A 13,358-nucleotide genomic window follows, 5' to 3' on the forward strand; every position below is an offset into this window, starting at 1 on the left:
GGGAGCTCCTACGTTGGAACTCCGTACTGACGACACCGCCGCGAGGGAGTACTCCCCTCCAACTAGCCGTGAACAGTGTCTCTTACCGCAGGTAGTTCGCGCCACCGAGGGTGACCAGACGCACCGCCTGAGATGCTGACAGCCCGTTCTCAGCAAACTGCGCATAAGGTCAACGAGGTGTCCCGCCTCCCCCGCCTGCGCGGCCGGTGGTCACTCCCCGCTGTGATCGTGATCCTGGCCCTCGCGGCCGGCATCGTGTTCTTCACGCGGACCGGAGATGACCCGGTGCCGGTGCCGACCCGCGATGCCGTCATCGACGTGCCCGAGGGTCCGGACAGCACGCAGACAGTCCAGATCGACACCACCCTCTACCTGCCCCAACGCACCCCGGCGCCGGCGGTTCTGCTGCCGCACGGGTTCGGCGGCAGCAAGAACAGCGTCAAGACGCAGGCCGAGGAGCTCGCGCGCGACGGCTTCGTCGTGCTCGCGTACTCCGCCCGCGGCTTCGGGCGCAGCACCGGCCAGATCGCGCTGAACTCGCTGGACTACGAGGTCCGCGACGCGCAGAAGCTGCTGGACTGGCTGGCCACCCGCGACGAGGTGCAGAAGGACGCACCGGGCGACCCGCGCATCGGCGTCACCGGCGCGTCCTACGGCGGCGCGCTCGCGTTGCTGCTCGCGGGCGTCGACCAGCGCGTCGACACGCTCGTCCCGGTCATCACCTACAACGACCTGAGCCAGGCGCTGCTGCCGAACTCAGCCGCGCTCGCGCAGCCGCAGGGCGCCACGCCGTCGGCGAACGCGTTCTCCGACAACGGCGTGTTCAAGCGCTCGTGGGCGGGCATCTTCTTCTCCGCGGGCATGACGAACGCGGACACGGCGAGCCCGGCCGGTGAGGCGCCGGAGCCGGGACAGATCGACGACAACGCGCAGGTGTCCACGCCGACACAGGCACCCCAGGAGGCCGGTCAGCAGGGGCAGAACCGCCAGCCCGCGCGTCCGACCGACGCGTGCGGCCGGTTCCGCCCGGAGGTGTGCGCCGCGTACACGGAGGTCGCGACCACCGGCAAGGCGTCGGCGCAGACGCTGGAGCTGCTGCGCAAGTCGTCCCCCGTCGAGGTGGCCGACAAGATCACCAAGCCGACGATGCTGGTGCAGGGCGAGCAGGACACGCTGTTCGGACTCGACCAGGCGGACGCGACCGCGCGGCAGATCAGCGAGGCGGGCGGCCAGGTCAAGGTCGTCTGGTACGCGGGCGGTCACGACGGCGGCAGCCCCGGCACGCAGCTGCGCAAGCAGATCTCGGACTGGCTGTCGTTCCACCTGACGGGCAAGGGCACGGACCCCGGCACCGGTTTCGAGTACGCGGTGCAGGGCGCGTTCCGCACGAACGGCACGCCGTCCCTGCGCACCGTCATCGCTCCCAGCTATCCCGGCCTGTCCGGCGGTGCGCAGACCGAGCGCAGGGACCTGAAGCTGTCCGGGCGTCCGCAGCTCGTGGTGAACCCGGCAGGCGGCAACCCGGCCGCGGTGTCGAGCCTGCCCGGACTCGGCTCCGCGCTGAGCCGGTCGAGCTCGATCTCGTCGCGGCTGTCGGTCGACCTGCCCGGTCAGGCCGCGGTGTTCACGTCCGACGCGCTGGACTCGCAGATGCTGCTGACGGGTGCGTCGTCCGTGCGGCTGCGCGTCGCCAACGCGCCGAACCAGCAGTCGCCGGAAGCGGTGCTGTTCGTGAAGCTGTACGACGTGAGCGCCGAGGGCGTGCGCACGCTGCCCGGCTCGGCCGTCGCGCCGATCAGGGTGGCGCTGCCCGCGGACGGCAACCCGACCGACGTGTCCGTGACGCTGCCCGGCGCGGTGCGCCCGGTCGAGAGCGAGCACCGGCTGGCGGTCGTCGTGTCGACGACGGACCAGGCGTTCCAGAACGCCACCGCGCCCGCCGCGTACCAGGTCTCGCTGGCGGCCGACACGATCTCCGTGCCGGTGGTGCCGGGCACGAACGTCACCGAGGGCGCGCCCGTCGGCGCGCTGTGGGGCATCGGGATCTCGCTGGCCGTGCTGGCGCTCGCCGGGGTGATCGCGATGTTCCGCCGTCGCCTCGCGCACGACGAGGATCCGTCGCTGGCATCCGTGCCACTGGTGATCTCGTCGCTGACGAAGTCGTACCCCGGTGGGCTGACGGCGGTGAAGGACCTGTCGTTCCGCGTGGAGCACGGCCAGGTGCTCGGCCTGCTCGGCCCGAACGGCGCGGGCAAGACCACGACGTTGCGCATGCTGATGGGCCTGATCCACCCGACCGAGGGACACATCCGCGTGTTCGGGCACAAGGTGGTGCCGGGTGCGCCGGTGCTGGCGCGGATCGGGTCGTTCGTCGAGGGCTCCGGCTTCCTGCCGCACCTGTCCGGTGCGGCGAACCTGAAGCTGTACTGGGCCGCGACCGGCCGCCCGCTGTCCGAGGCGCACCTCGACGAGGCACTGGAGATCGCCGGCCTCGGCGACGCCGTGCACCGGCGCGTGCGCACGTACAGCCAGGGCATGCGGCAGCGGCTGGCGATCGCGCAGGCGATGCTCGGCCTGCCGGATCTGCTCGTGCTGGACGAGCCGACCAACGGTCTCGACCCGCCCCAGATCCACCAGATGCGCGAGGTGCTGCGCCGCTACGCCGCGGCGGGCCGGACGGTGCTGGTGTCGTCGCACCTGCTGGCCGAGGTCGAGCAGACCTGCTCGCACGTCGTCGTGATGCACAAGGGCAAGCTCGTCGCGGCGGGCGAGGTCGGCGAGGTCGCCGCCGGTGGTGGCGAGGCCACGTTCAAGGTCGACCAGCCGACGCTCGCGGCGAAGGTGCTCGGCGACATCGAGGGCGTGCGCGACGTGCACGTCGAGGAGGACGCCGTGCACGCGTCGATGAACGGCGTGCCGCGCGCGACCGCTCTGTCGGCCTTGGTGGCGGCGGGGATCGCGGTGGACCAGGCCGGTCCGCGGCGCAGGCTGGAAGACGCGTTCCTGGAGTTGGTCGGCGGTGAGTGAGCACAGCGCGAACCCGCGCCCGGCAACGCTGACGCAAGCGTCCCCGCCAGGGGGATCCCCTGCTTTCAGCATCCCACGCGACACCGACAATTCCCGGCCCCGAGCAGCGCGAACGGGCCGTTCACACGACGAGAAGGGGGATGCCAGGTGAACGAGCACGACGTCCACACCGATCCCGGCGCCCTCAAGGACCTGACCGACGCGGCCGCCCAGACCCACCTCGAGGTCGCGGAGGACGGCTCACCCAAGAGCTACCGGGCGAACCGCACCCTCAAGCTGAGGGTTGAGCTGGCCAGGCAGATCCGGCGCCGCCGCACGCAGCTGGTGCTGGGTTTCCTGGTGCTCCTGCCGTTCCTGCTGGCGCTGAGCTTCGAGATCGGCCAGTCCAACCCGAACCGCCGCTCCGGCGGGTTCGTCGACCTGGCCACGGCGAGCGGCATCAACTTCGTGGTGCTGACGCTGTTCGTGTCGGGCAGCTTCCTGCTGCCGATGATCGTGGCGCTGTTCTTCGGCGACACGATCGCGAGCGAGGCGTCCTGGTCGAGCCTCAAGTACCTGCTGGCCGCCCCGATCCCCCGCCACCGCCTGCTCCGCCAGAAGGCGGTCGCGTCGGGGCTCCTCAGCGTCTTCGCACTGGCGTTGCTGCCGGCCGTGGCGCTGGCGGTGGGCGTGACCTGGTACGGCGCGGGCGAGGTGGTGAGCCCGACCGGCGAGGCGGCACCGTTCGGCGACGGCGTGCTCGGTGTCGCGCTCGCGGTCTGCTACATCTCGATCAACCTGTTCTGGGTGGCCGGTCTGGCGCTGTACCTGTCCGTGTCCACCGACGCGCCGCTCGGCGCGGTCGGCGGCACGGTGCTGGTGTCGATCCTGTCGCAGATCCTCGACCAGATCACCGCGCTGGAGGACCTGCGCAACTACCTGCCGACGCACTACGCCATGGCGTGGGCCGACCTGTTGTCGACCGAGATCGACTGGTCGGAGATGACGAAGGGCGTCTGCTCCGCGCTCATCTACGGCGGCGTCTTCACGTTGCTCGCGGCGCAGAAGTTCGTGCGCAAGGACATCACCAGCTAGCGCGGTCACTGCACGCAGAACTCGTTCCCCTCCGGATCGAGCATGGTGATCCAGTAGCCCAACGGGTCGTCGAACTCCTCGACCCGTTGGGCGCCAAGCCCTTCGAGCTTCGCCACGTGCGCGGCGACGAGCGCGCGGTCGTGCGTGCCGTTGCTGGCGTTCACGTCGATGTGCACGCGGTTCTTCGCGGTCTTGCCCTCGGGCACCTGCTGGAAGAAGACCCGCGAGCCGACGCCCGCCGGGTCGACGATCGCCGAACGGGAGTTGCGCGCCTCCTGCGGCACGTTCATCTTGTCGAGGAACGCCTCCCAGGAGTCGAAACCGGGAGGCGGCGGCTGCAGCACGTACCCGAGTGCCTGCGCCCAGAATTCGGCCTGCTTCGCGGGGTCGGCCGCGTCCATCGTCACCTGGAAACCCATGGGGCCCACCGTAGATCGCAATGCGGACAACCACTGTCCGGGAGTAGCCTCCCAAGATGCCTCGTCCAGTGCACTTCGAGATCCACGCCGCTGATCCCGAGCGGGCGCGGACCTTCTACGAATCGGTCTTCGGCTGGAAGTTCGAGCAGTGGGGCGACCAGCCGTACTGGCTCGTCACGACCGGGGACGACGGCCCCGGCGTCGACGGCGGCATGGTGCCGCGCCGGGGGCCCGAGCCGGCCCCCGACGCTCCCGTGAACGGCTGGGTGATGACCACCGGTGTCACCGACATCGCCGCCACCGACGCGGCCATCGCCGAGGCGGGCGGCACGGTCGCGCTGCCCGTCACGGACATGCCCGGTGTCGGCAAGGTCGGCTACTACAAGGACACCGAAGGCAACATCTTCGGCGTCATTCAGCCTCCCGCGGACAAGATGCCGTAGGCGCGGATCGTGGTCTGCTCGACCGAGTCACCGGTCGAGTCGACCGCGGTCACCCGCACGGACATGAACTTCGCGCCCGCCGGGTTGGCCGTCGTGAACGACCACCGGTCGCCCGTGTGCCCGGACGCGCGCGCCGAGGTCCACGTCTCACCGTCGTCGGCGGACGTCTCCACGGTCACCTTCGCGATGATCCGCTTGCCCGCCGAGCCGGCCTGCTGACCGGTCATCACGTCCAGCCCGAACGACGACGCGACCGGTGCGCGGTTGTAGTCGTCGAACTTGCCGCTCGTGCGCAGCGTCAGCAGCGGCACGTACTCGGTCGCCGTCGTCCGCTCGCTGGTGAACCGCCAGGTGGTGCTCACCGTCGTGGCGAGCGTGGACCACTCCGGCGCCCGGCTCATCTTGACGTCCAGCACGTACCGGGCGCGCTCCGCGGGCATCGTCATCATCGTGATCAGGCGGTTCTCCGCACCCAGTACCTTTCCATCCTCAGTGGACAGTGAGGTGCCGCCGTTGACGGTGAGGCCCGCGTTGAGCGCCCACGCCGTCTGCCCCTGGCCGGACGGAGCGAACGGCCACGACTGCACGGCAATCGTGTTCTCGAAGCGGCGCACGGCGTTGAACGTCTCGTGGCCCGAGATGTCGTTGCCGTGCACGGCGGAGTTCCAGTCCGTCGCCCGGCGCTCGCCCTTGCGGTAGATGGTCAGCGGCAGCCTGATCTCGCCGTCCAGCTGCAGCGGTGTGCCGATCTTGTGCTGCCACAGGTAGTGGTAGTACTCGATGTCCTCGCCGACCGAGAAGTACTCGGTTCGCCTGCCGGGCAAGGGAACGGGGATCCCGGCCGCGAAGATCACGCTCTGGCCGGGCACGTACGCGGGCACGGCCGAGCGGGTGCCCGCCGCCGCGATGCCCTGCGCGCGGTACCTCGCGTCGTCGCGCGCCATGTCCTTGGCGTGCACGCGATACGTCAGCGAACTCGGCACCGCACCGGCGGTGGGCTTGGCGACGTAGTAGGCGAGGCCGTCCTTGACGAGCCCCTGGTAGACGCCGAAGCCGAACGTCTTCGGATCGCTCTTCACCGGCACGGCGTAGAGCTCGTCGGCACCGCGGGCGCGCAGGCCGGTGTTGACCGTCGTCTTGCCGCTGTGCACGACGTTCACGTCGGCGACGTGCCGGGTGAGCCCCTTCTGGTCGGGCAGCACCTCGATCTTCTTGCCCTTCCGCGCGTCGATCGTGATCACGACGCCCGCGCGGTCGACCGCGACGTCCGGCGACGAGGCCATGGTGCGCACGGGCTTGTCTCCGCGCTTGGTCGTGGTCAGCGAGTCGACGGCGTAGACCCCCTTGGGCAGGCGCACCTTCGCGACGCCGTTCACCAGCTCGATGTCGTCGTGCTCGTCGTAGTCGTCGATCCGCGCGATGTCGAGGAAGTCCTCCTCGTCCGCGCCGGCCGCCGGTTTGCCGTCGCGATCGATGACCTTCACGGTGAGCTCGTAGGACTCGGCCTCCGCGGTGCCGCCGAACGCGACGTTCGGGGTGATCCGGCCGCCGAAGCCGCCTGCCGCGGTGAGGCCCGCGGGCGTGAACGTGACGTCGACCTTCGCCTCGCCGTGCGCGGGCACGGTGATCTCGTTGGCGGAGAACGTGATCGGCGCGGTTCCGGTGCGCGAGAGCGGCAGGGTCCGCGGCGCGTCGCCGTCGTTGCGGTAGGTCAGCGTCTTCGTGATCGGCTTCTCGTTGGTGTACGGGTACTTCACGAGTCCGAAGCTGAGGCTCGGCGGGGAGACCTGGACCGTCGTCGTGACGGCACGTGCGACGTCGAGGCGCCCGGCGCCCTGCTCGAACACCGACGGGCCGTCCAGCGTCGTGGCCGTGCCCATCAGACCGGCCTTCAGCTGCTCCGGTGACCACGCGGGCTGCCGCTGCGCGAGGATCGCCGCCGCACCGGAGACGTGCGGGGTCGCCATCGACGTGCCGCTCGCCGAGGTGTGCAGCGCGTCGACCGGGTCGCCCAGCGAGGTGCCCGCCGCGCGAGCGGCGATGATGTTCTCACCGGGTGCGGTGATGTCGGGTTTCACCGCGTGGTCGCCCACGCGCGGCCCCTGGCTGGAGAACGAGCTGAGCACGTCCTGCTTCGAGACGCTGCCGACCGCGAGCGCCGCGTCGGCGGCGGCAGGTGTGCCGACGGTGCCCGCCCAGCCGTTGTTGCCCGCGGCCACCACGAAGAGCGCGCCGTGCCGGGCGGTGAGCTCGTTGACGGCCACGGACAGCGGGTCGGTTCCGTCGGTGGCGTCGCCGCCGAGGCTCATGCTGACGACCTTCGCGTGCTGTGCGGCCCACTCCATGCCTTCGAGCACCGCGGACTCCTCGCACGAGTCCTCGCCGCAAACCTTGCCGACGACCAGCCGCGCGTCCGGGGCGACCCCCTTGTGGCGTCCGCCCGACGCGGCACCGGATCCGGCGATCGTGGAGGCGACGTGCGTGCCGTGGCCGTGCGTGTCGGTGATGCCCTCGCCGGTGAAGTCCTTGGCATCGGTGACGACGCCCTTGAGGTCCGGATGCGTTGCGTCGTAACCGGTGTCGAGCACGCCGACCGTGACGCCCTTGCCGGTGTACCCGCTCTCCCACGCCCGCGGCGCGCCGATCTGGACGTTGCTCACGTCGTCGCTGAGCCGGATCCTGCCGTTCAGCCAGGCCTTTCCGGAATGCTTCAGCGTCTCCCACAGGCCGCGGTCAGCGCGCACGGAGACGGCGTCGAGGACGGTGGTCCGCGTGTAGATCAGCTCATCGCCCTTGCGGCCCTGGCGAATCAGCTCCGCGACGTCGAACAACCGCCGGTCCAGCCTGCCCTGGTTCAGCGGGGCCAGTGCGTCGACCGGCGTGACCATCAGGTGGTCAGCACCCCGACGATCCTTGCTGTACCGCGTGAGCACGGTGATCTTCTCGCGGCCGGGAGCGGGCAGCACGGTGACGAACGGCCGCGATCCCTGGTAGGAAACCGACACCTCGTCACCGGTGATCAGGGTGACGGTTTTCGTTGGTGTGGCGCCGTTTCCTGCGCCCGCGGCGGGTAGCGGCGCAGCGTTCGCGGGTGCGGGAACGGTGAGCAGCAGCACGGTGAGCGCGGCGATTCGGCTCCAGCGCATGAGTTTCTCCCAGGCCGGCGAGTGAGGCTCGGCGGGAGCACCTCGAAGCGCGTCCCAATGTGGCCGCGCTTCCGCGCACTTGTCAATGTCTAGACCATCGGCCGCTTTCGCTTGGGGAGCTTGGACACGATGGACTCGTACGAAAGGTCCACCAGCTCCAGCAGTTCGTCGTCCGGCACGGCACCCTTGATCCGGAGGGTGTTCCAGCCGTACCGGCCGATGTAGCCGCTCACCGCTATGTCGTCCGGATAGCGGTCGCGCCACTCCCCCGCTTCCTCGGCATCCGCACCGCACTTGAGGCCGACTGAATTTTCCGTCAGCCCGATGAACGCGAACGCCTTGCCGCCGACCTTGCAGACCAGTTCCGCTTCACCCCACGGATAGGTCTCCTCGGCACCGGGCTTCGCCGCGCAGTACGCGATCAACTCGTCGAGGGTCACCGGGCGATTATCGCGCGCCGAACGCGGTCACGAAACGCGTCAGCAGCCGCGCGAACTCGGCGCGTTCGTCGTCGGACCAGTCCGTCATGGCTGACGCGAACGCTGCCTGCCGGCTGCGGTGGATCTCCGCGGAGACCGCCCGCCCTCTCGGCGTGCGGACGAGCAGTGCCCGCCGCCCGTCCGCCTGGTCCGCGACGCGGCGCACCAGCCCGCCGTCGACCGCGAGCGTGACGAGCTTGCTCGCTCGTGGCTGGTCGACGTTCAACGAGGTCGCGACGCTCGACACGGTCGCCTGAGCGCCGTTGTGCTCGGCTGCCTCGACGACGTCCAGCACGTCGTACGCGGGACTCGCCAACTCGGCCAGCGCTCTGCGGGTCTGGCTGCGCCTGATCGCCACCATCGCCTGCTCGACCAGTTCGACGTCCCTGTTGCCGTTCACTCCCGCTCCGATACATAATCATGTGCATGTAGTTGTTAGTTTACATCTATAGGAGTCGACATGAACCAACCAATCGGGTACTGGCTGAAGCACCTGGACGGTCTCATCGACGCCGCGTTCGATCGGGTGATCACTGAGGACGGACTCACCAGACGGCACTGGCAGGCCCTGAACGCACCCGCATCCACCACACCGTCGATCATGTCTGATCTGGAGGCGCGCGGGTGGGCGGCGCGGGGCCAGCTCACCCCAGAGGGCGAGAAAGTCCGCGCCGCGCTGCTGCGCCGCGTCGAGGGGATTCGCGGCACGCTCATGTCCGGACTGTCCTCGGAGGACTACGAACACACCGTTCGAGTATTGAGCCACATGGCGAACAACCTTCAGCGCGTGAGCCCGTAGGCCCTGATCGTCGTCTGCTCGACCTCGTTGCCCGCCGTGTCGACCGCCTTCACCCTGAGCGACACGAACTCGGCTTTGTTCGGATGCAACGCCAGCGCGCGCCACGTGGTGCCCCTGCCCGCCACGAGCACGGGCCTCCAGGTGACGCCGTCGTCGACGGACAGCTCGGCCGTGACCTTCTTGACCGCGGCGGCGCCCGTCGATCCCTTCTGCGGCGCGACCGTGATCGTCAGCGGGAAGGCGCCGCACGCGGGCGCCCGGTTGTAGTCGTCGAAGTTGCCGGTGACCCGCAGCGTCGGCACCGCCAGGTACTCCTTGGCCGCGGTGCGTCCCGACGTGAACTTCCAGCGGGAGGTCGCGGTCGGCGCGTACGGCGTCCAGCGGGGACTGCGCTTGGCTGCCACGTCGAGCACGTACCGCTGCGGCGCCTCGGGCAGCTTGAAGCTGGCGAACACGCTGGACGTGTCGGCCAGCACCTTTCCGTCCTCAGTGGACAGAGCGGTGCGCGCGCTGATGTACGGCGCGCCGAACACGAACTCGTCGGACGCGTTCGACTCACCCGGCGCGAACGGCCAGTGCTGGACGTAGCCGTTGTCGCCCTGCCGGGTCAGCCCGTTGAACGGCCGGTAGGAGATGTCCGTGCCGGCCACCACGGCGTTCCAGCTGCCCGTGGTGCGCTCGCCGGGCGTGAAGACCCGGCGTTCGCGCCCGATGTGCCCGTCGAACCCGACGCTCGGCTGGTCTTGCGGCCGCTGGAAGAAGTCGAACGTCCACGAGACGTCCGGCTGCGCCGTGAAGTGCTCGGTCCGGCGCGCCGGGATCGGCAGGTCGAGCGAGACGCCGAACGCGACGAACTGGTTCTTCACGTAGATCGGCACCGACGACCGCGACCCGATCATCGGCTGCCCCTGCGCCCGGTAGCGCACCTGTTCCTGCCCGAGGTCGCGGTCGCGCACGCGCGGGCTGAGGTTCTCCGGGATGGCGCCCAGCGTCGGTACGGCGACGTAGTACTGGTGGCCGTCGCTGTTGTGCACCTGGTCGACGCCGAAGTTGAAGTACGCGGTGTCCGCCTTGGCGGGCACGGCGTAGAACGCGTCGGTTCCCTTGCTCTGCACGCCGTCCTGCGCCGTCGCACCGCTCGCGGTCCGGTGGATCGCGTCGATCTGGATGTGCTTGCGCGTGGTCGGCCGGTCCAGCCCGACGCCGATCTTCTTGCCCTGCCTGGCGTCGATCACGATCGACCTGGGCTGGTCGACCAGCAGCTCGGGCGTGCTGGCCCAGGTGTGCGCGCCTTCCTCACTGATCAACGCGTTGACCGCGTACCGCCCCTTGAGCACGCGCACCTTCGCGGTGCCGTTGACCAGCGGCGGCACGTCGACGTCGTCACCGCTGTCGAGCGCGATGGCCGACAGGCTGCCGCTGCTGGGCCGGCCCGCCCGGTCGAGCACGCTGATCGTCAGCTCGTACTGCTCCGGCTCGGCCGTGAACCCGACCGCGGTCGTCGCGTTGCCGGCCGTGACGCGCACGCTGCCCGTGCCGACCTTCGCCTTGGCCGGGGTGAGCGTGACGTCGACGCGCTGGCTCTGCTTGGCCGGAATCGTGATCTCGTTGGCGCTGAAGGAGATCGCCTCGTCGTCAGCCTTGATCGGCACGGTGACCGGCTGGTCGGTGACGTTGTGGTAGGTCAGCGTCTTCGTGATCGGCGGCAGGTCGGTGTGCGGGAACCGCAGCACGCCGAAGTTCAGCGCGTTGGGGATGGCGTACACGGTTTGCGTCGTCGCGGCAACGAGGTCGAGCCGTCCACTGCCTTCCTCGTACACCGTGCGCCCGACGTGCTTGGCCGACGAGGTGAGCGCGGCCTTGAGCTGCGGCGCCGCCCAGTCGGGGTGCTGCTGCTTGAGCACCGCCGCCGCACCGGCGACGTGCGGTGTGGCCATCGACGTACCACTGGCCCGCGTGTGCACGTCGTCGATCGGCGTACCGAGCGTGGTTCCGCTCGCGCGCGCCGCCCCGATCCCTTCACCGGGCGCCACGATCTCCGGCTTGATCGCCAGGTCCCCCACACGCGGCCCGCGACTGGAGAACCGGCTGAGCGAGTCGCGTTTGTTGACACTGCCGACCGCGAGCGCCGCGTCGGCGGTGGCCGGACTCCCGACCGACAACACGCTGCCCTGGTTGCCCGCCGCGATCACGAACAGGGTGCCGTGCTGCTCGGAGAGGCGGTTGACGGCAAGGGACAGGGGATCCGTGCCGTCAGTCGCCTCGCCGCCCAAACTCAGGTTGACCACCTGAGCACGCGGCGCAGCCCACTCCATGGCCTCGAGAATCGCGGAGTCGTCACACGTCTCCTGGCCGCACACCTTGCCCACGATCAGTTGGGCGTCCGGCGCGGTCCCGCCGAACACACCCTTGCCGGCGATCGTCGCCGCCACGTGCGTGCCGTGCCCGTAGATGTCCTTCACACCCTCGGGCCGCCCCGTGAAGTCCCTCGCCTCGAGGACTTTGCCTTCGAGGTCCGGGTGGGTGGCGTCGTAGCCGCCGTCGATCACCGCAACCGTGACACCCTTGCCCGTCAACCCGTTGCGCCACACCTGCGGCGCCCCGATCTGCGCGTGACTCTCGGCGTCGTCGAGCTTCTTCTCGCCGTCGAGCCAGACCTTGGTGATGCTCGGGTCGCTCTTGATCTGGCCCCAGAGCGTGCTCAGTTGGTTCTTGCCGGGGTTCTGCTTGTCCGCTTTGAGGCTGGGGAGTTGTTGGGCTTGGTCCCTGCCGACGATGAGCGGCAACGTGTCGCGCGACTGGTCGTCCCGATGCTGCTCGATCAACGCCGTGACGTCGAACAGCCGCTTGTCGAGCTTGCCCGTTTCCACGTGGGCTTGCGCATCCAGCGGGGTGACCGTGATGTGGCCGCGCTTGTCCCTGGTCTGCCGGAACACGACGCCGTCCCGTTGGGGCGCGGGGAGGACCGTGACTCGGTTCCCTTGGACGAGCACCCGGTCACCACTGATCAACGTGACCGACTTCGCCTGCCCGGCGCTCTCGCTCTCCTCGGGCGCGGCGGCTCCGGTGCCCGGACTGCTGATCAGACCGACCAGGGTGACAACAGCCGCACCCAACGCCAGACCGCGCCGCATGAACCCTCCCGCCGACAGCAACGAATTCCTCGTTGCGCAGGCGGCGGGGTGCGCTCGATCGACACTGTCGCGCTCAGAGCCCCTCGTCAAGGTCCAGACCACGTAATCCCACCCCACCTGAAATTCCATTGGCGGCTTGGGGTGGTGCGGTCAGGCCAACGGGCTTGCGCGAACGGGCGGACGGCGGTTGGTGCGCGCGGGCAAGGCGAGGAGCTCGGCGCGAACGGGCGGCAAATGTGCTTGGTGCGAACGGACAGCGGCCAGTTGGCGCGAGCGGCACGCGGCCAGTTGGCGCGGCGGGCACGCGGCAGGCTAAGGGCGAGCAGGCGCGCGGCGAGCTTGGCGCGAGCAGGCACGCGGCAGGCTAGGCGCGAGCAGGCACGCGGCAGGCTAGGCGCGAGCAGGCACGCGGCAGGCTAGGCGCGAGCAGGCACGCGGCGAGCTTGGCGCGAGCAGGTGCTGCAGGTTGGCGCGAACGGGCACGCGGCCAGTTGGTGCGAACAGGCACGCGACGGCTATGCGCAAGCAGGCACGCGGAGGCCTTGGCTCGAGCAGGTGCCGCGGGTTGGCGCGAGCAGCGGGCTGGCGGCAGGTGTGCGGGAAACGCCGTGGTTTCGGCGTGTCGACGGGCCGGTTGTCGGCCTGGATCATCGCTTGCGGCCGCGCTCACGCAGGCGTCCCCGCTCGCGAGAACCCCCCGAATCCATGCTCGCAGCCAGCACCGACAATTCCGGGCCCTCACGCAGCACACGGTCGAAAGAGGGCAGGAGAAAGTCCAGCCACGGACCGGCAACCACGAACCCGAGTGACCAGGACAGCGGAAGGCGGGCGGCGGAT

At 69.8% G+C, this 13,358-nt stretch carries 9 protein-coding genes; 4 read left to right on the forward strand and 5 right to left on the reverse strand.

Going from position 1 to position 13,358, the window contains the following annotated elements; genetic code table 11:
• The first annotated feature begins 132 nt into the window (after positions 1-132).
• Together FKR81_RS36490 and FKR81_RS36495 are read left to right on the forward strand one after the other, a co-directional pair.
• Positions 133-3,027: an alpha/beta fold hydrolase gene (locus FKR81_RS36490; RefSeq protein ID WP_146358787.1), complete on the forward strand. Its 2,895-nt coding sequence runs from the start codon at positions 133-135 to the stop codon at positions 3,025-3,027.
• A gap of 147 nt (positions 3,028-3,174) precedes the next feature.
• Positions 3,175-4,101, forward strand: a complete 927-nt coding sequence (locus tag FKR81_RS36495; protein ID WP_146358788.1) for an ABC transporter permease — start codon at positions 3,175-3,177, stop codon at positions 4,099-4,101.
• Between the two features lie 5 nt (positions 4,102-4,106).
• Here the strand turns inward: FKR81_RS36495 and FKR81_RS36500 are convergent, their stop codons facing one another.
• Positions 4,107-4,520, reverse strand: a complete 414-nt coding sequence (locus FKR81_RS36500) for a VOC family protein (protein WP_146358789.1) — start codon at positions 4,518-4,520, stop codon at positions 4,107-4,109.
• Positions 4,521-4,576: 56 nt separating this feature from the next.
• Here FKR81_RS36500 and FKR81_RS36505 point away from each other — a divergent pair, with 56 nt between their 5' ends.
• Positions 4,577-4,963: a VOC family protein gene (locus tag FKR81_RS36505; protein WP_146358790.1), complete on the forward strand. Its 387-nt coding sequence runs from the start codon at positions 4,577-4,579 to the stop codon at positions 4,961-4,963.
• Here the strand turns inward: FKR81_RS36505 and FKR81_RS36510 are convergent.
• The 3 genes from FKR81_RS36510 to FKR81_RS36520 all read right to left on the reverse strand — a co-directional run bounded on the left by FKR81_RS36510 (position 4,936) and on the right by FKR81_RS36520 (position 8,988).
• Complete coding sequence (locus FKR81_RS36510; RefSeq protein ID WP_146358791.1) at positions 4,936-8,109, reverse strand: S8 family serine peptidase; 3,174 nt, start codon at positions 8,107-8,109, stop codon at positions 4,936-4,938. The two genes, FKR81_RS36505 and FKR81_RS36510, sit on opposite strands and share 28 nt — an antisense overlap.
• Before the next feature lie 89 nt (positions 8,110-8,198).
• Complete coding sequence (locus FKR81_RS36515; RefSeq protein WP_146358792.1) at positions 8,199-8,549, reverse strand: MmcQ/YjbR family DNA-binding protein; 351 nt, start codon at positions 8,547-8,549, stop codon at positions 8,199-8,201.
• A gap of 7 nt (positions 8,550-8,556) precedes the next feature.
• Complete coding sequence (locus FKR81_RS36520; RefSeq protein ID WP_328593183.1) at positions 8,557-8,988, reverse strand: MarR family winged helix-turn-helix transcriptional regulator; 432 nt, start codon at positions 8,986-8,988, stop codon at positions 8,557-8,559.
• 60 nt (positions 8,989-9,048) lie between these two features.
• On the opposite strand from FKR81_RS36520, the gene FKR81_RS36525 reads away from it, so the two are divergent.
• Positions 9,049-9,387, forward strand: coding sequence for a MarR family winged helix-turn-helix transcriptional regulator (locus FKR81_RS36525; protein ID WP_146358793.1), 339 nt, complete (start codon positions 9,049-9,051; stop codon positions 9,385-9,387).
• On the opposite strand, the gene FKR81_RS36530 is transcribed toward FKR81_RS36525, so the two are convergent.
• Positions 9,369-12,521 carry a S8 family peptidase gene (locus FKR81_RS36530; RefSeq protein WP_186763383.1) on the reverse strand — a complete coding sequence of 1,051 codons (3,153 nt, stop codon included), beginning with the start codon at positions 12,519-12,521 and terminating at the stop codon, positions 9,369-9,371. The genes FKR81_RS36525 and FKR81_RS36530 overlap by 19 nt on opposite strands.
• Between the last annotated feature and the right edge of the window lie 837 nt (positions 12,522-13,358).

The organism is Lentzea tibetensis, from assembly GCF_007845675.1.
Taxonomy (GTDB): Bacteria; Actinomycetota; Actinomycetes; order Mycobacteriales; family Pseudonocardiaceae; genus Lentzea; species Lentzea tibetensis.